The following is an 18613-nucleotide window of genomic DNA, read 5'->3' on the forward strand; positions in this document are numbered from 1 at the left end:
CGAGCTTGCTCGCGATGAGGCCCGTACATTCAACATCATCGCTGGCCGACCCACCGCTATCGCGAGCAAGCTCGCTCCCACAGAGGAGCAACAGTGCTCGCAGGTTGTTACCGGGAGCCGTGATAGATGAACCTCTCCGGACCTTTCATCAAGCGCCCGGTCGCGACGATGCTGCTGAGCCTGGCGATCATGTTGCTGGGCGGGGTCAGCTTCGGCTTGTTGCCGGTGTCCCCGCTGCCGCAAATGGACTTCCCGGTGATTGTGGTGCAGGCCAGCCTGCCCGGTGCCAGCCCCGAGGTCATGGCATCGACGGTGGCTACGCCGCTGGAACGCTCCTTCGGCGCCATCGCCGGGGTCAACACCATGAGCAGCCGCTCCAGCCAGGGCTCGACCCGGGTCATTCTGCAATTTGACCTGGACCGCGACATCAACGGCGCGGCGCGGGAAGTGCAGGCGGCGATCAACGCCTCGCGCAACCTGCTGCCCAGCGGCATGCGCAGCATGCCGACCTACAAGAAGGTCAACCCGTCCCAGGCACCGATCATGGTGCTGTCGCTGACGTCGGACGTGCTCGAAAAAGGCCAGCTCTATGACTTGGCGTCGACCATCCTGTCCCAGAGCCTGTCGCAAGTGCAGGGCGTCGGCGAAGTGCAGATCGGCGGCAGCTCCCTGCCAGCGGTGCGCATCGAACTCGAACCCCAGGCGCTCAACCAGTACGGCGTGGCCCTGGACGATGTGCGCAACACCATTGCCAATGCCAACGTGCGCCGGCCCAAGGGCTCGGTCGAAGACGGCCAGCGCTTGTGGCAGGTGCAGGCTAACGATCAATTGGAAAAAGCCAAGGACTACGAGTCGCTGATCATCCACTACGCGGACGGCGCAGCCCTGCGGTTGAAGGATGTGGCCAAGGTCAGCGACGGTGTCGAGGACCGCTATAACAGCGGTTTCTTCAACGACGATTCGGCGGTGCTGCTGGTGATCAACCGCCAGGCCGGCGCCAACATCATTGAGACAGTCAACGAGATCAAGGCTCAGTTGCCGGCGTTGCAGGCCGTGCTGCCGGCCAGCGTCAAACTGAACCTGGCCATGGACCGCTCGCCAGTGATCAAGGCCACGCTGCACGAAGCGGAAATGACCCTGCTGATCGCCGTGGCGCTGGTGATACTGGTGGTGTTCCTGTTCCTCGGTAACTTCCGTGCCTCGCTGATCCCGACCCTGGCGGTGCCGGTGTCGCTGGTCGGCACCTTTGCCGTGATGTACCTCTACGGTTTCTCGCTGAACAACCTGTCGCTGATGGCATTGATCCTGGCCACCGGGCTGGTGGTGGACGATGCCATCGTGGTGCTGGAGAACATCTCCCGGCACATCGATGCGGGTGTGCGACCGATGAAGGCGGCGTACCTCGGCGCCCAGGAAGTCGGCTTCACCTTGCTGTCGATGAACGTGTCGCTGGTGGCGGTGTTCCTGTCGATCCTGTTCATGGGCGGGATCATCGAGAGCCTGTTCCGCGAATTCTCCATCACCCTGGCGGCGGCCATCGTGGTGTCGCTGGTGGTCTCGCTGACGTTGACGCCGATGCTCTGTGCCCGCTGGCTCAAGCCGCACACGCCAGGCCAGGAAAACCGCCTGCAACGCTGGAGTCAGCGGGCCAACGAATGGATGGTCGGCAAATACGCCACCAGCCTCGATTGGGTGCTGCGCCACCGGCGCCTGACACTGCTCAGCTTGTTCGTGACAATTGGCGTTAACGTTGCGCTGTATGTCGTTGTTCCTAAAACATTTCTTCCGCAGCAAGACACCGGCCAGCTGATCGGTTTCGTGCGTGGCGACGACGGTCTTTCGTTCAGCGTGATGCAGCCAAAAATGGAGATCTTTCGCCGCGCCGTGCTCAAGGACGAAGCGGTGGAAAGCGTCGCCGGTTTCATTGGTGGCAGCAACGGTACCAACAACGCGTTCATGCTGGTGCGCCTGAAACCGATCAAGGAGCGCAGTATTTCCGCGCAAAAGGTCATCGAACGCCTGCGCAAGGAAATGCCCAAGGTCGCCGGCGCACAACTGATGCTGATGGCCGACCAGGACCTGCAGTTCGGCGGTGGTCGCGAACAGACCTCGTCGCAGTATTCCTACATCCTGCAAAGCGGTGACCTGGGAGCGCTGCGCGAGTGGTATCCGAAAGTGGTGACCGCACTCAAGGCGCTGCCGGAACTGACCGCGATCGATGCCCGGGAAGGCCGGGGCGCCCAGCAGGTGACGCTGATCGTCGATCGCGACCAGGCCAAACGCCTGGGCGTGGACATGGACATGGTCACGGCGGTGCTCAACAACGCCTACGCCCAGCGGCAGATTTCGACCATCTACGACAGCCTCAACCAGTATCAGGTGGTGATGGAGGTCAATCCGAAGTATGCCCAGGACCCGATCACGCTCAAGCAGGTGCAGGTGATCACCGCGGACGGCGCGCGGATTCCGCTGTCGACCATCGCCCATTACGAGAACAGCCTGGCAGACGATCGGGTCAGCCATGAAGGCCAGTTCGCCTCGGAAAGCATTGCCTTCGACATGGCCGAAGGCGTGACCGTGGAGCAGGGCAGTGCCGCCATCGAGCGGGCGATAGCCTCCGTGGGTCTGCCGGAAGACGTCATCGCGAAAATGGCCGGTACCACCGACGCCTTTGCCGCGACCCAGAAGAGCCAGCCGTGGATGATCCTTGGCGCGTTGGTGGCGGTGTACCTGGTGCTGGGCGTGCTGTATGAAAGCTACATTCATCCGCTGACCATTCTCTCGACCTTGCCTTCGGCGGGTGTCGGCGCGCTGCTGTCGATTTATGCCCTGGGCGGTGAGTTCAGCCTGATCTCATTGCTGGGCCTGTTCCTGCTGATCGGCGTGGTGAAAAAGAACGCCATCCTCATGATCGACCTGGCGTTGCAGCTCGAGCGCCATCAGGGCATGGCTCCGCTGGAGTCGATCCGCAACGCCTGCCTGCAACGTTTGCGGCCGATCCTGATGACCACCCTGGCCGCGATCCTCGGCGCCTTGCCACTGTTGCTGAGCCGCGCCGAAGGGGCGGAAATGCGCCAGCCGCTGGGCCTGACCATCATCGGCGGGCTGATCTTCAGCCAGGTGCTGACCCTTTACACCACCCCGGTGGTCTACCTCTATCTCGACAAACTGCGCCATCGATTCAACCACTGGCGTGGAGTGCGTACCGATGCTGCTCTGGAAACTCCGCTATGACTGACCGTTCGCTGTTCAACCTGGCTAAACCACTGATCAGCGCCCGCGGCTCGCGGTTGCTGAGCCTGTCGCTGTGCGTGGCGCTGCTCAGTGCCTGCGCCATCGGCCCGGATTACCAGCGCCCGCAAACCGCTGAGCCTGCGCAGTACAAGGAGGCGGCTGGCTGGCGTCAGGCCAATCCGAGCGATTCCCTGGCCCGCGGTGCGTGGTGGGAGCTGTACGGCGATCAGCAACTCAATGGCTTGATCGAGAAACTCAACAGCGCCAACCAGACCGTTGCCCAGTCCGAAGCCCAGTATCGCCAGGCCCAGGCCTTGGTACGCAGCGCCCGGGGCGCGTTTTTTCCGACGGTGGACCTGACACTGGGAAAAAACCGCTCCAGCCAGGGCACCGGCAGCAGCAGTTCCAGCCTGACCAGTTCGTCCAGCGGTATCCGCGACACCTACACCGCCCAGGCCGGGGTCAGTTGGGAAGCCGATGTCTGGGGCAAATTGCGCCGCGGTCTTGAAGCCGACACCGCCAATGCCCAAGCGAGTTTTGCCGACCTGGCGGCGATGCGCCTGAGCCAGCAGTCGGAACTGGTGCAGAACTACCTGCAATTGCGGGTGATCGACGAGCAGAAACGCTTGCTTGAAGCGACCGTCGAAGCCTACCAGCGTTCGCTGAAAATGACCGAAAACCAGTACCGTGCCGGGGTTTCCGGCAAGGACGCGGTGGCCCAGGCACAGACGCAACTCAAGGGCACCGAGGCGGACATGGTCGATCTGATCTGGCAACGTGCCCAGTTGGAAAACGCCATCGCCGTGCTGATCGGCTTGCCACCGTCCGAGTTCAGCCTGGCGGAAACCCAGACCATCCCGGCCTTGCCAGAGGTGCCACTGAGCCTGCCTTCGCAACTGCTGGAACGCCGCCCTGACATTGCCTCGGCGGAACGCTCGGTCATTGCCGCCAACGCCAACATCGGCGTGGCCAAGGCCGCTTATTACCCGGACCTGACCTTGAGCCTGAACGGGGGCTACAGCAGCAGTACGTCCAAAGATTTGTTCAGCCTGCCGAACCGATTCTGGTCGGTCGGCCCGCAACTGGCCATGACCCTGTTCGACGGCGGGCAGCGTTCGGCGGAAGTGGACCGCAGCGAAGCGGCCTACGACGAAACCGTGGCCAAATACCGCCAGACCGTACTCGACGGCTTCCGCGAGGTGGAGAACTATCTGGTCCAGCTCAAGGTGCTGCAGGACGAAGCCGTGGTGCGACAACAGGCGCTGGACGCGGCCCGTGAATCGTTACGCCTGACCCAGAACCAGTACAAGGCGGGGGTGATCGCTTACCTGGATGTGGTGGTGGTCCAGGCAGCGGCATTAAGCAATGAACGCAGCACCCTGGACCTGTTGCAGAGCCGCTTGATAGCCAGTGTGCAATTGATTGCCGCGCTGGGCGGCGGCTGGGATGGGCAGGTACCCCTGTAGGAGCGAGCATGCTCGCGATGGACTTCAACGATAACGCGGGTTGTCTGGATGCCCGCGTCATCGTTAACGACCATCGCGAGCATGCTCGCTCCTACAGGTGCCGGTTCGGTTCGATGGAGTTAATGTAAAACCTTAAAACAAGCGTTTCATCGAGTTGCTGGCCTTTTGCTCAGGATGGGCAAGTACCCCTGTAGGAGCGAGCATGCTCGCGAAAAACCTGAGAGCGCCGCGGGGCGTCAGGCTCCCCGCGTCATCGTTGACCTCCATCGCGAGCATGCTCGCTCCTACAGATGAAGGTTCGATGGAGTTAATGTAAAACCTTAAAACAAGCGTTTCATCGAGTTGCTGGCCTTTTGCTCATTTTGTGAGTGCGTTCTCATTTGGAATCAGTACAATCGCCGGATTTCCACCTCCGAGAACGGAAGCAGTACGGGGGTGATTGCGAGACACCTTCATGCTCATCGGTAGTTATTCCCCAACGCTGGTCATCATTTCGCTCTGTGTGGCAATTCTCGCGTCATACACCGCACTGGACCTGACCGGGCGCATTGCCACGGCCAAAGGCAGGGCTGTGCATTGCTGGACGGCGGGCGGTGCGTTTGCCATGGGCATCGGTGTATGGTCGATGCATTTCATCGGCATGCTCGCATTCAAGCTGCCCATCGACCTGGGTTACGACCTCTCCATCACCTTGCTGTCGCTGTTGATCGGCATCCTGTCGTGCGGCTTCGCCCTTTGGCTGGTCAGTCACGCGCAGTTACCGGCCTGGCAGCTGGCGTTCGGTGCGCTGGTCATGGGCGCCGGGATCAGTGCCATGCATTACACCGGCATGGCGGCCATGCGCATGCAGCCGGGCATCGATTACGACCCGACGCTGTTCAGCGCTTCGTTGTTCATAGCGGTTGGCGCTTCCGGCGCTGCACTCTGGATTGCCTTCCGCCTGCGCCAGCACACACCGTATGTGCGCCTGATCCGCGGTGGCGCGGCGGTGATCATGGGCATTGCCATCGTCGGCATGCACTACACCGGCATGGCCGCCGCGCAATTCCCCCCAGGCAGTTTTTGCGGCGCATCCGTGAATGGCCTGAGCGGCAACGGCCTCGACAACCTGGTACTGATCACCACGCTGGCGGTATTGAGCATCGCCTTGCTGACCTCGATCCTCGATGCGCGCCTTGAAGCCCGAACCGCCAACCTCGCCCAGTCGCTGACCGAAGCCAACCGCGAATTGACCCAACTGGCCTTGCACGACACGCTGACCGGCCTGCCGAATCGGGTGTTGCTGGCCGACCGCATCGATCAGGGGATGTCCAGGGTCGACACCGAGGGTGGTTGCGTGGCGTTGATGTTCATCGATCTCGATGGCTTCAAACCGGTCAATGACGCCTTCGGTCACCATATGGGCGACCAGTTGCTGCGCGAAGTCAGCCTGCGCCTGCGTGAGGATTTACGTGGCCAGGACACCCTGGCGCGCATCGGCGGCGATGAGTTCGTGCTGCTGGTGCAATTGAGCGAGCCGGACGACGCGATGAACCTCGCAGCCCGCCAAGTCAGCTTGATCGCCCGTTCATTCCGGGTGGCCGAGCATGATTTGCAGATCTCCGCCAGCGTCGGCATCGCCCTGTATCCGGGCAATGGCCAGACCGCTCACGAATTGCTGATGAACGCCGATGCGGCGATGTATCACGCCAAGGGTACGGGCAAGAACGGCTACAGCTTCTTCGATGCCTCGATGAACAGCAACGCGCGCAAGCAGCTGCAATTGCTGCAGGACCTGCGCAATGCCGTGGACCAAAACGAGTTCAGCCTGCACTACCAGCCCAAATTCGATGCCAATAACGGCCGTCCGGTAGGCGCCGAAGCATTGTTGCGCTGGGAGCATCCGACCCAGGGCATGCTGCTGCCGGACAAATTCATCGAGCTGGCGGAGAAGACCGGGCTGATCATTCCCATCGGCGAATGGGTCCTCAACGAAGCCTGCCGCCAGATGCGCGAATGGTATGTGCTCGGCTATACCAACTGGCGCATCGCGGTTAACCTCTCGGCCTTGCAGTTCTGCCACGTGGGCCTGGTGCAGAGCGTCGCCAAGGCGCTGGCCACCCACCATTTGCCGGCCAACAGCCTGACCCTGGAAATCACTGAAACCACGGCCATGAGCGATGCCGATGCCAGCATGACGGTGCTGCAGGAGCTGTCGGATATGGGCGTTGACCTGTCCATCGACGACTTTGGTACCGGCTACTCGAGCTTGATGTACCTCAAGCGCCTGCCGGCCAACGAGCTGAAAATCGACCGTGGTTTCGTGCGTGACCTGGAACGTGACAGCGATGACGCCGCCATCGTTTCGGCCATTGTCGCCCTCGGCCAGGCATTGGGCTTGCGGATCGTCGCCGAGGGCGTGGAAACGGACTCGCAGCAGGACTTCCTGACCCAGCTCGGTTGCGATTCGTTGCAGGGCTATCTGCTGGGGCACCCGTTGCCGGCCGAACGCTTCATGAAGGAAATTCACCGCTCCGAGCAATTGGCACTGGCTTGATCCAGCGGGACCGATGACGGTGCCATGCAAAATCCGCCAATGGCGGTTATTCTTCCCCCCGACTGCATAGGTTTGAAAGAGGGAAATTTTGCATGGACAAAGTCATCGTCATCACTGGCGGAAGTCGCGGTATCGGTGCCGCTACAGCGCTGTTGGCCGCTAAACAAGGCTATCGGATCTGCATCAACTTCCTGGCCGATGAACAGGCGGCGCAAACGGTGCTGGACCAGGTCCGCGCTTTGGGTGCCCAAGCCATCGCTGTGCGCGCCGACGTCAGCATCGAAGACGAAGTCGTCGCCTTGTTCAACCGGGTGGACAGCGAGCTGGGTCGAGTCACGGCACTGGTGAACAACGCCGGGACCGTGGGGCAAAAGTCCCGGGTCGACGAAATGTCGGAATTCCGCATCCTCAAAATCCTCAAGACCAATGTGTTGGCGCCCGTACTCTGCGCCAAGCACGCCATCTTGCGCATGTCGCCCAAACACGGCGGGCAGGGCGGCAGCATTGTCAACGTATCCTCGGTCGCCGCGCGTTTGGGCGCCCCAAACGAGTACGTCGACTACGCAGCCTCCAAGGGGGCGCTCGATACCTTCACCATTGGCCTGTCCAAGGAAGTGGCGGGTGAGGGGATTCGGGTGAACGCCGTGCGTCCGGGCTACATCTACACCGATTTCCATGCGCTGAGCGGCGATCCGGATCGGGTCAGCAAGCTGGAATCGGCGATTCCGATGGCCCGTGGCGGGCGGCCGGATGAAGTCGCGGAGGCTATTGTCTGGTTGTTGTCGGACAAGGCGTCTTATGCGACGGGGACTTTTGTCGATTTGGGTGGCGGGCGTTAGCGCTTCAGATTTTCATCGTTGAATCTGCCCCCTTCGCGAGCAGGCTCGCTCCCACAGGTGACCGCGTAACCCTGTGGGAGCGAGCCTGCTCGCGAAAGCGGTCTATCAAGCAACAAAAAACACTTCAGAACGACCGCACAATCCGCCCCAACGTCTCCATCGCCTTCTCTGATGCCTCATCCCACGGGCTGCCGTAATTCAACCGAATACAATTCCTGAAGCGTTGCGTGGGCGAAAAAATCGGCCCCGGCGCGATGCTGATGCCCTGTGCCAACGCCATCTGGAACAACTTCAACGAATCCATCTGCTCGGGTAATTCCAGCCAGAGGAAGTAGCCGCCAGCCGGTTGGCTGACGCGGGTCTGCGCCGGGAAATAGCGGGCAATGGCCGACAGCATGGCGCTTTGCTGTTCCTCCAGGGCATAACGCAGTCTGCGCAAATGGCGGTCATAACCGCCGTGCTGCAGGTAATCGGCAATGGCAGCCTGAGCGGGCATCGAAGCGCAAAGGGATGTCATGAGTTTCAGCCGCTCAATCTTCTGCGCATAACGCCCGGCAGCCACCCAACCAATGCGGTAACCGGGAGCCAGGCTCTTGGCGAAAGAGCCGCAATGCATCACCAATCCTTCGGTATCGAACGCTTTAGCCGGTTTAGGCGCCTGCTGCCCGTAATAAAGTTCGGCGTAGACATCGTCCTCGATCAACGGCACCTGATGGACGCGCAACAATTCCACCAGTTCGCGTTTTTTCGCTTCGGGCATGGTCGCGCCCATGGGGTTCTGGAAGCTGGTCATGCACCAGCAGGCCTTGATCGGGTGGCGTTCCAGGGTTTGCGCGAGCACGCCGAGGTCGATGCCGTCGCGCGGGTGCACGGGGATTTCCACGGCCTTGAGTTTCAAGCGTTCCAGCACTTGCAGGCAGGCGTAGAACGCCGGGGCTTCGATGGCCACCAGGTCGCCGGGTTGCGTCACGGCTTGCAGACACAGGTTCAGTGCTTCCAGCGCGCCGTTGGTGATCAGCAACTCTTCCATGGGCAGCATCAGGCCGCCGACCATGTAGCGCAGGGCAATTTGCCGGCGCAGTTGCGGATTGCCCGGCGACATGTCGGTGACCACCATGCGCGGGTCCATCTCGCGGCTGGCACTGGCCAGCGAGCGCGACAGGCGTTGCAGCGGAAACAGGGTCGGGCTGGGGAACGCCGAGCCGAAGGCTACGGTGTTCGGGTCCTTGATTGATTCGAGGACCGAGAACACCAGTTCGCTGACGTCGACTTCGGTGGATTCATTGACCTGGCTGCTGATCACCGGCTCGGAAAACGGCCGTGGTGCATGGGCGTTGACGAAGTAGCCGGAGCGCGGTCGGGCGCGAATCAGGCCGCGACGCTCAAGCAGGTAATACGCCTGGAACACCGTGGACGGACTGACCCCATAGGTCTGGCTGGCGTAGCGCACCGACGGCACGCGCTGGCCGGGCCCGAGGACGCCGGTGCGGATCAGTTCAGCGATGTCGTCGGCGAATTTTTCGTAGCGTTTCATCTTGGGTCCGGATTGATTGCATTCTGGTAGACCGGGTCACCTTCATTCGCGAGCAGGCTCGCTCCCACAGGAATTGAGTTGTTCTTGTGGGAGCGAGCCTGGTCGCGAATAGCAGCACCGCAGTCTAAGGGATCAACGGTTCATTGGCGCAACAAACCGGCTCTTCGCGACGCTGAAAACGCCCGGCTCATCGCTGTCGACAATCTTGAAGCTGATGCTCTGCGAGCTGCTGCTCGGCTGTTCCGTGGTCATCGCCACCGACACCGGCACATCGACAATCTCGCCGGGCGCCAGGCTCAATTCGGTCTTGCCCTGCAGCTGGAAGCCATCGCCATCGACCAGGGTCAAGCGGTAGTCCTGGCGTTGCTGGGTCTTGTTGATGACCTTGAGGCTGTAGATGTTTTCAATCTGCCCCTGACTGTTCTCGCGGAACAGGCCGCGGTCCTTGCTCACGTCCAGCGACACCATCGGCCGTTCCGTCAGCGCGACGACCAGCGCAACGAGCATCACCAGCAGCACGGCGGTGTAACCGATCAATCGTGGCCGCAGCAGGTGAGTCTTGCCGCCTTGCAACTGGCGCTCCGAGGTATAGCTGATCAGCCCGCGCTCGTAGCCCATTTTGTCCATGATCGAATCACAGGCGTCGATGCACGCCGCGCAGCCGATGCATTCCATCTGCAAGCCGTCGCGAATGTCGATGCCGGTCGGGCAGACCTGCACGCAGAGCTGGCAATCGATGCAGTCACCCAGGCCGACCTCGGCCGGCTTGATCTCACGCTTGCGTGGGCCGCGGTTCTCGCCACGGGCAACGTCGTAGGAAATGGTCAGGGTATCTTTGTCGAACATCACGCTCTGGAATCGCGCATACGGGCACATGTGCATGCACACCGCTTCACGCAGCCAGCCGGCGTTGATGTAGGTGGCACCGGTGAAGAACAGCACCCAGAACAGGCTGGCGCCGCTCATGTGCAGGGTCAGCAGTTCTTCGGCGAGCGGGCGGATCGGCGTGAAATAGCCGACAAAGGTCAGACCGGTCAGCAGGCTGATGGCCAGCCACAAAGTGTGTTTGGCCGAGCGGCGCATCAATTTGTTCAGCCCCCAAGGCGCCGCTTGCAGTTTGATGCGCTGGTTGCGTTCGCCTTCGGTGATCTTTTCGCACCACATGAAGATCCAGGTCCAGGAACTTTGCGGGCAGGTGTAGCCGCACCAGACCCGGCCGGCGAACACGGTGATCGCAAACAGGCCGAACGCGGCAATGATCAGCAGCGCCGAGAGCAGGATGAAGTCCTGCGGCCAGAACGTTGCACCAAAGATATGAAATTTGCTCTCGGAAAGGTCCCACAGCACCGCCTGGCGGCCACCCCAGTTCAACCACACCGTGCCGAAGAACAACAGAAACAGCAAACCCGCGCCGCTGATGCGCAGGGAACGGAACAGGCCGGTGAAGCTACGGGTGTGGATCAGGTTATCGCTGGACTTGGCCTTCATCTTTGGACGCGAAGGCTCGAAAGTCTTGACTAGGGGGGCGCTATCTACGATTCGGACGGGGATTCTATCGCTCATGGTCTTTCGCTCATCAGCCTCCATCAGGCAGGAGCACTATGAGCGGCGATCTGTTTGCATAACAGACTCAGGTATTGCTTTAAAAACCGGATCAGATGCGGGCGCAAGCCCTACCTGCGACAAGTTGAAGCACCTGTCGCGGCGGGACCTGGGCGCCTATATCAGGCGCTTGCGGACCTTGTTGATCCGGGTAAGTCAAATCACCGAATCACTGTCGGTGGCCTTCAAATGCCGGCGACCGTCCACCGCACCTGCTACGGTCAAAGCGTCGGCTTCTGCTTCGGTGATGTAGATGCGTTGGCCATCGAGGTCGACTGCCGACATGGCTTTGTCCCCGTCAGTGATAATGGTCACATCGGGACACAGGCGAATTTCCTCGCCGTTTTCGGTGATAAAGAAGCAGGCCTCGTTCTCGATGCGGACGGTCATGACGTGATCCTTGTTTTTCAGGACTGATGAAGCATTAGGGTATCGGCACCGGCCATCGTTCTGTGCAACTGATTAATGGTCGGCGAGGCCCATGCTCCATGATCCTTTTACTAGGCTCTTCACAAGGCTCTTTACAAAGGAATTCGCAATGAACGCCTGGTGGCATGAAGTCTGGGTGACCCTGCAATCCGAATTCGCCGACATCGGCGACGCCTCGCAATTGACCCGAATCACCGTGCGCCTGCTGATGGCCGCAGTGCTGGGCGGCATTCTCGGTTTTGAGCGCGAGCATAAGGGCAAGGCCGCAGGCGTGCGCACCCATATGCTGGTGGCGCTGGGTGCGGCGCTGTTCGTGCTGGTGCCACAAATGTCCGGCTCCCAGGCCGACGCCATGAGTCGGGTCGTTCAGGGTGTGATCGCCGGGATCGGCTTCCTCGGTGCCGGCACCATCCTGAAAAACCAGGAAGGCGATGAAGGCGACGTAAAAGGCCTGACCACCGCCGCCGGCTTGTGGATGACCGCCGCCATCGGCGTGTCCGCCGGGTTGGGAAGGGAGGCGACGGCGGTGTTGAGTACGTTGTTGGCGTTGGTGATTCTTGGCGTGATGCCCAGAATCGTGAAGATGCTGGATAAAGATAAAGACCCTCTGTAGGAGCGAGCATGCTCGCGAAAAACCAGAGAACGCCTCGGGGTATCAGGCTACCAACGTTATCGTTCGCGTCCATCGCGAGCATGCTCGCTCCTACAGTCGGGGAGCTCATGCTGGCTATAGTCGAAGTCACGATCTAGTAGCTGACTATCCAGCTCCTTGAGTATTGAACTTCTAGTGTCCTCTCGAGGACTCCGTTCGGTATGGAAGCAGAGAAATTCGTAGTTGAAGATTTTCAAAGCGAGGCCAGCCGTCGACGATGGGTTCACGGATAAGCGCTTTTTCCGGTGCGCTTGCTGTTTCTGTGAATCTGCTGACGTTAAAAAACGTGTTCATGGCTGGCTGTACTCAAGGTGGGTGACGTAGTCGCTATGTAAAGCCTTGGGAAAACTCTAGTAAATCGCCGCAGCGGCAAAAAAAATCACTTCAGGACCGGTCCTACGCGCTCGCAGGAAAGGTCATTCGGTTTCTTCCTTCGATCGTTCCCCCAGCGAGGCAGGGGGGAACGATCTACTGTCTTCATTCAGGAACCACAATCACCGGTGGCATCGTCGTCGGTGGCTCTTCCCTGGGTGGCGGGTTGCTGCCCGGCGGTTCCTGCTCTGGCACAGGCTGGGGTTCGCTGGGTGGTAGCACCGGGTTGTCGATGTTCGGATCGGGCGTTTCAGCCGGGAAAGGATTGTTCATTGTTGCAACCTCCAGTGGCACATGGCGTGAGTCGTGCTTAAGTTGGTTGACCACTGCGCAAAGGATTTGATTCCAGCCAATTGCCGATGAACTTTTCCCGACGCCTGTCGCTCGGAACCTAAGTGAGTTCATTCGGTGAGGGACTGACCGATGTGGATGACAATCGGACACAAGAGCGTCCTTGGGGCGTAAGGAGAGATGCTCGATGACGGCTGAAAAACCTGGTGAATTGAGCTACAACCCGCACATTCCGCTGTCGCAGGCGTTGTTGTTGCCGCGAATCGTGATCGAAAACACCATGCCGACCCTCGATGGCGGGCAGTTCGCCGTCAAAGCCGTGGCAGGCCAGGATGTGGTGGTGACCAGCAAGGTATTTGCCGACGGTCACGACAAACTGGCGGTGCGGATACGCTGGCAGGCTGATGGCGATGAGGTCTGGCACAGCGAGGTCATGGCCGAGCTGGGCAACAATGGCTTCCAGGGTCAGTTTCGCGTGCAGTCGCAGGGGCGCCATGTCTTCTGTATCGAGGCGTGGATCAATCAGTTCGCCAGTTTTTGCTATGAACTGGAGAAAAAACATACCGCCGGTGTTCCTGTCAGCCTGGAACTGCAAGAAGGTCGCCTTCACGTGCAGCAAGCCGCCGAACGCGCGGAAGGACAACTGAGCGAGCAATTGGCGGCGTTGCACCACGAATTGTCGGGGCTGCTGGAAACCGAACAGGTTGCTCTCTTTCTGCACCAACGCAGTGCCGAACTCATGGCCCAGGCCGATCATCGCGCTTACCTGAGCCTCAGTCCCGAGTACCCGGTCGATGTCGAGCGTGAGCTGGCGCAGTTCGCCAGTTGGTATGAACTGTTCCCGCGTTCGATCACCGACGATCCGGCGCGACACGGTACTTTCAACGATGTGCATGCACGTCTGCCGATGATCCAGGACATGGGCTTCGATGTGTTGTACTTCCCACCGATCCACCCGATCGGCCGCAGCTACCGCAAAGGTCCGAACAACTCCCTGAGCGCAGGCCCCGACGATCCGGGCAGCCCCTATGCCATCGGCAGCGAAGAGGGCGGCCATGAGGCGATTCACTCGCAACTGGGCACGCGCGAAGACTTCCGCCGCCTGGTGGCAGCAGCGGCGGAATACGGACTGGAAATTGCCCTCGACTTCGCCATCCAGTGTTCCCAGGACCATCCTTGGCTGCAGCAGCATCCGGGCTGGTTCAACTGGCGGCCCGACGGCACGATCAAGTACGCGGAAAACCCGCCGAAAAAATACCAGGACATCGTCAATGTCGACTTTTATGCCGTCGAGGCGATTCCCAGCCTGTGGGTCGAGTTGCGCGATATCGTCGTGGGATGGGTGCTGGAGGGCGTGAAGCTGTTTCGCGTCGACAATCCGCACACCAAACCGTTGCCGTTCTGGCAATGGCTCATCGCTGATGTGCGGGCGTTGTACCCCGACGTGATTTTCCTTGCCGAGGCGTTTACCACCCCGGCGATGATGGCGCGGCTGGGCAAGGTCGGTTACTCCCAGAGCTACACCTACTTCACCTGGCGCAACACCAAGCAGGAACTGGCCACCTACTTGACCGAACTCAATGAATCGCCGTGGCGCGAATGCTACCGGCCGAATTTCTTCGTCAATACACCGGACATCAACCCGGCGTTCCTGCATGAATCCGGTCGCCCCGGTTTTCTGATTCGCGCAGCGTTAGCGACCATGGGCTCGGGTTTGTGGGGCATGTATTCCGGCTTTGAACTGTGCGAGTCCGCGGCGATTCCAGGCAAGGAGGAATATCTCGACTCCGAAAAGTACGAGATTCGACCCAGGGACTTCAACGCGCCCGGAAACATCATTGCCGAGATCGCCCAACTCAACCGCATCCGCCGGCAAAACCCGGCGCTGCACACGCATCTGGGCCTTACGGTCTATAACGCCTGGAACGACAACATTCTGTACTTCGGTAAGCGCAGCGCCGACGGCAGCAATTTCATTCTGGTGGCGGTCAGCCTTGATCCGCATAACGTCCAGGAGGCGAATTTTGAATTGCCGCTGTGGGAAATGGGCTTGCCGGACGATGCCGTCACCCAGGGCGAGGACTTGATGAACGGCCATCGCTGGACCTGGCACGGCAAGTACCAGTTCATGCGCATCGATCCGGCGCTACAGCCGTTCGGCATCTGGCGGATCACCCCCTAGACGCAATACCTGTGGGAGCGAGCTTGCTCGCGATAGCAATTTGGCGGGCAGCACATCTGTTGAATGTTCAATCGCCATCGCGAGCAAGCTCGCTCCCACAGGGGAATCAGCATCGAATTCAACAGGAGTTTCAAATGGCGAAGAAACCCAAGGCAGCCACCTTCATCAAGGACCCGCTCTGGTACAAGGACGCGGTAATCTATCAAGTTCACGTCAAATCTTATTTCGATTCCAATAACGACGGAATCGGCGATTTTCCTGGCCTGATCGCCAAACTCGACTACATCGCCGACCTCGGCGTCAACACCATCTGGCTGTTGCCGTTCTACCCCTCGCCACGCCGCGACGATGGCTATGACATCGCCGAATACCGAGGCGTGCACAGCGACTACGGCACCATGGCCGACGCGAAACGCTTTATTGCCGAGGCCCACAAGCGCGGTTTGCGGGTGATCACCGAACTGGTCATCAACCACACCTCAGACCAGCACGCGTGGTTCCAGCGCGCACGCAAGGCCAAGAAAGGATCGGCCGCGCGAGATTTCTATGTGTGGTCCGATGACGATCAAAAATACGACGGCACCCGCATCATCTTTCTCGACACCGAAAAATCCAACTGGACCTGGGACCCGGTGGCCGGCCAATACTTCTGGCACCGCTTTTACTCGCACCAGCCCGATCTGAATTTCGACAACCCGCAAGTCATGAAAGCGGTGCTGTCAGTCATGCACTATTGGCTCGACATGGGCATCGACGGATTGCGCCTCGACGCGATCCCGTACCTGATCGAGCGCGACGGCACCAATAACGAGAACTTGCCCGAGACCCACGACGTCCTCAAGCAGATCCGCGCCGAAATCGACGCCCACTACCCGGACCGCATGCTGCTGGCCGAGGCCAATCAATGGCCGGAAGACACGCAGCTGTATTTCGGCGACACCGATAAAAAAGGCCTGAACGGCGACGAATGCCACATGGCGTTTCACTTCCCGTTGATGCCGCGCATGTACATGGCGCTGGCCCAGGAAGATCGTTTTCCGATCACCGACATCTTGCGCCAGACACCGGAGATCCCGGCCAATTGCCAATGGGCGATTTTCCTGCGCAACCACGATGAACTGACACTTGAGATGGTCACCGACAAGGAGCGTGACTACCTGTGGAATTACTACGCGGCCGACCGTCGGGCGCGGATCAACCTGGGGATTCGCCGGCGGCTGGCGCCGCTGATGGAGCGTGATCGTCGGCGCGTGGAGCTGCTCAACAGCCTGTTGCTGTCGATGCCCGGCACGCCGACCTTGTACTACGGTGACGAGATCGGCATGGGCGACAACATCTACCTCGGCGATCGCGACGGTGTGCGCACGCCGATGCAGTGGTCGATCGACCGCAACGGCGGGTTTTCCCGCGCCGACCCGGCCAGCCTGGTGCTGCCGCCGATCATGGACCCGCAATACGGCTACCTGTCGGTCAATGTCGAAACCCAGGCCGGCGATCCGCATTCGCTGTTGAACTGGACCCGGCGCATGTTGACGGTGCGCAAGCAGTCCAAGGCGTTCGGGCGCGGCACCTTGAAAATGCTCTCGCCGAGCAATCGTCGGGTACTGGCTTATACCCGCGAATACACCGGGCCTGACGGCAAGCACGAAATCATTCTGTGCGTGGCCAATGTTTCGCGCAGCGCCCAAGCCGTGGAGCTGGACCTGTCGGCGTACGTCGGCATGGTGCCTGTGGAGATGCTCGGCGGTAATGCGTTTCCACCCATTGGCCAATTGAGTTTCCTCCTGACCCTGGCGCCCTACGGTTTCTACTGGTTCGGCCTCGCCGCGGAGAACCAGATGCCGAGCTGGCACGTGGAACCGGCGCAAAGCCTGCCGGACTTCACCACGCTGGTGCTGAAAAAACGCATGGAAGAGTTGCTCGAAGCGCCATCGCGCACCACGCTGGAGCAGGGCATCCTGCCGAACTGGCTGCAGAACCGCCGCTGGTTCGCCGGCAAGGACGCGGCCATCGAACAGGTCAATCTGGCCTACGGTGTGCGTTTTGGCGATGCGCAGCATCCGGTGTTGTTGAGTGAAATCGAAGTCACCGGCGGCGGCCAGACCAGCCGCTATCAACTGCCGTTCGGCTTCATTGCAGAAGATCAGGTCGGCGCGGCACTGCCCCAGCAATTGGCCCTGTCGCGTGTGCGCCGTGGCCCGCAGGTCGGCTTGATCACCGATGCCTTCAGCCTGGAAAACTTTATCCGCGCGGTGTTGCAAGGCATGCACAACCACACGGTGTTGCCTTCGGACGGCGGCGAGATCCGTTTCGAACCCACGGCCGAGCTCGCCAAACTGGGTTTGACGGCGGAGTCGGATGTGCGTTACCTGTCCGCAGAGCAATCCAACAGTTCGGTGGTGGTCGGCAACAGCCTGGTGTTGAAACTGATCCGCAAGGTCGCCTCGGGCGTGCACCCGGAACTGGAAATGAGCGCGTATCTGACCGCCGCCGGCTTCGGCAATATTTCGCCGCTGTTGGGCGCGGTGGTGCGCCGGGATGCGGCGGGCGAAGACAACCTGCTGATGATCGCCCAGGGCTACTTGAGCAATCAGGGCGATGCCTGGGAGTGGACCCAGAACAACCTGGAGCGGGCGCTGCGCGACGAACTCGCAGACGCCATATCCGAGCAGGAACAGCACTACAACGCGCTTGGCGAGTTGAAGGATTTCGCTTCCATGCTCGGCCAGCGCCTGGGTGAAATGCATCAAGTGCTGGCGGCTTCGAGCGAAAACCCTGACTTTGATCCGCACATCACCACGCAAAAGGATGCGTCGGCGACGGCCAAGGATGTTGTGGCACAAATCGAGCATGCGCTGGAGTTGCTCAAGCAGCATCAAAATGAACTGAACCCGGCGGACAAAACCCTGGTCAGCCGTTTACTGGAGAATAAAAAGGCCATACTCAGCCATGTCCAGGAACTGGCCAAAAAGACCGCGGGTGGCCTGCGGATTCGCGTGCATGGTGACTTGCACCTCGGCCAGGTACTGGTGATCAAGGGCGATGCGTACCTGATCGACTTCGAAGGGGAACCGGCGCGACCACTGCCGGAACGACGGGGCAAGCACAGCCCGTACAAGGATGTCAGTGGAGTGCTGCGCTCCTTCGACTATGCGGCGGCCATGACCATCAACGTGCATAACGTTGATAACACCGCCCATGCCCAGGACGCTCGCCAGCGGGTCGGCGATCGCTATTTGTTTGAGGCAAAACAAGCATTTATCCACGCTTATCGGCTGGCGGCAGCTACGCTTGGCCATGCGTGGCAAGATCCGGATGGCGAAGATGCCGCATTGGCATTGTTCGGTCTGGAGAAGGCGGCGTATGAAGTGGCCTACGAGGCGGAAAATCGCCCCGCCTGGCTGCCCGTGCCGTTGCACGGTTTATATGGATTATTGAGTGGGCTTAAACCCTTTTCCGATCTTGGTGGAGAGTAG

At 60.3% G+C, this 18613-nt stretch carries 11 protein-coding genes; 7 read left to right on the plus strand and 4 right to left on the minus strand.

The annotated features are described in order from the left end of the window. Positions 1–126 precede the first annotated feature (126 nt). The 4 genes from ACA054_RS13985 (at position 127) to ACA054_RS14000 (ending at position 8075) form a co-directional block, all read left to right on the plus strand. Positions 127–3234: an efflux RND transporter permease subunit gene (locus tag ACA054_RS13985; protein WP_497689911.1), complete on the plus strand. Its 3108-nt coding sequence runs from the start codon at positions 127–129 to the stop codon at positions 3232–3234. Further along, a complete protein-coding gene (locus tag ACA054_RS13990; protein WP_497689912.1) occupies positions 3231–4700 on the plus strand; it encodes an efflux transporter outer membrane subunit in 1470 nt (489 codons plus the stop codon). Before ACA054_RS13985 ends, ACA054_RS13990 begins: the two co-directional genes overlap by 4 nt. A gap of 454 nt (positions 4701–5154) precedes the next feature. Beyond that, entirely contained in the window at positions 5155–7236 is a 2082-nt protein-coding gene (locus ACA054_RS13995) for a putative bifunctional diguanylate cyclase/phosphodiesterase (RefSeq protein WP_497689913.1), read from the plus strand. 92 nt (positions 7237–7328) lie between these two features. Beyond that, positions 7329–8075 carry an SDR family oxidoreductase gene (locus ACA054_RS14000; RefSeq protein WP_497689914.1) on the plus strand — a complete coding sequence of 249 codons (747 nt, stop codon included), beginning with the start codon at positions 7329–7331 and terminating at the stop codon, positions 8073–8075. A gap of 124 nt (positions 8076–8199) precedes the next feature. Here the strand turns inward: ACA054_RS14000 and mapR are convergent, their stop codons facing one another. The 3 genes from mapR to ACA054_RS14015 form a co-directional block, all read right to left on the minus strand. Further along, complete coding sequence (gene mapR, locus ACA054_RS14005; RefSeq protein WP_497689915.1) at positions 8200–9609, minus strand: GntR family transcriptional regulator MpaR; 1410 nt, start codon at positions 9607–9609, stop codon at positions 8200–8202. 132 nt (positions 9610–9741) lie between these two features. Further along, positions 9742–11172, minus strand: coding sequence for a cytochrome c oxidase accessory protein CcoG (ccoG, locus tag ACA054_RS14010; protein WP_497689916.1), 1431 nt, complete (start codon positions 11170–11172; stop codon positions 9742–9744). A 195-nt stretch (positions 11173–11367) separates the two neighbouring features. Further along, the gene (locus tag ACA054_RS14015) at positions 11368–11601 is read right to left on the minus strand and encodes a DUF3203 family protein (RefSeq protein WP_497689917.1); all 234 of its coding nucleotides are present in this window, start codon (positions 11599–11601) and stop codon (positions 11368–11370) included. A 148-nt stretch (positions 11602–11749) separates the two neighbouring features. Here ACA054_RS14015 and ACA054_RS14020 point away from each other — a divergent pair, with 148 nt between their 5' ends. Beyond that, entirely contained in the window at positions 11750–12253 is a 504-nt protein-coding gene (locus ACA054_RS14020) for an MgtC/SapB family protein (protein ID WP_497689918.1), read from the plus strand. Between the two features lie 516 nt (positions 12254–12769). Here the strand turns inward: ACA054_RS14020 and ACA054_RS14025 are convergent. After that, on the minus strand, positions 12770–12937 hold the full coding sequence (locus ACA054_RS14025) for a hypothetical protein (protein WP_497689919.1): 168 nt from the start codon (positions 12935–12937) through the stop codon (positions 12770–12772). 205 nt (positions 12938–13142) lie between these two features. Here ACA054_RS14025 and ACA054_RS14030 point away from each other — a divergent pair, with 205 nt between their 5' ends. Next, on the plus strand, positions 13143–15137 hold the full coding sequence (locus ACA054_RS14030) for an alpha-1,4-glucan--maltose-1-phosphate maltosyltransferase (protein ID WP_497689920.1): 1995 nt from the start codon (positions 13143–13145) through the stop codon (positions 15135–15137). A 134-nt stretch (positions 15138–15271) separates the two neighbouring features. Beyond that, positions 15272–18613, plus strand: a complete 3342-nt coding sequence (treS, locus tag ACA054_RS14035) for a maltose alpha-D-glucosyltransferase (RefSeq protein ID WP_497689921.1) — start codon at positions 15272–15274, stop codon at positions 18611–18613.

Source organism: Pseudomonas sp. LBUM1653 (assembly GCF_059716115.1).

Excerpts from the sequence above, each read along its gene's own strand:
- ACA054_RS13985 (WP_497689911.1), top strand. The coding sequence starts at position 127 with ATGAACCTCTCCGGACCTTTCATCAAGCGCCCGGTCGCGACGATGCTG.
- ACA054_RS13990 (WP_497689912.1), top strand. The coding sequence starts at position 3,231 with ATGACTGACCGTTCGCTGTTCAACCTGGCTAAACCACTGATCAGCGCC.
- ACA054_RS13995 (WP_497689913.1), top strand. The coding sequence starts at position 5,155 with ATGCTCATCGGTAGTTATTCCCCAACGCTGGTCATCATTTCGCTCTGT.
- ACA054_RS14000 (WP_497689914.1), top strand. The coding sequence starts at position 7,329 with ATGGACAAAGTCATCGTCATCACTGGCGGAAGTCGCGGTATCGGTGCC.
- mapR (WP_497689915.1), bottom strand. The coding sequence starts at position 9,609 with ATGAAACGCTACGAAAAATTCGCCGACGACATCGCTGAACTGATCCGC.
- ccoG (WP_497689916.1), bottom strand. The coding sequence starts at position 11,172 with ATGAGCGATAGAATCCCCGTCCGAATCGTAGATAGCGCCCCCCTAGTC.
- ACA054_RS14015 (WP_497689917.1), bottom strand. The coding sequence starts at position 11,601 with ATGACCGTCCGCATCGAGAACGAGGCCTGCTTCTTTATCACCGAAAAC.
- ACA054_RS14020 (WP_497689918.1), top strand. The coding sequence starts at position 11,750 with ATGAACGCCTGGTGGCATGAAGTCTGGGTGACCCTGCAATCCGAATTC.
- ACA054_RS14025 (WP_497689919.1), bottom strand. The coding sequence starts at position 12,937 with ATGAACAATCCTTTCCCGGCTGAAACGCCCGATCCGAACATCGACAAC.
- ACA054_RS14030 (WP_497689920.1), top strand. The coding sequence starts at position 13,143 with ATGACGGCTGAAAAACCTGGTGAATTGAGCTACAACCCGCACATTCCG.
- treS (WP_497689921.1), top strand. The coding sequence starts at position 15,272 with ATGGCGAAGAAACCCAAGGCAGCCACCTTCATCAAGGACCCGCTCTGG.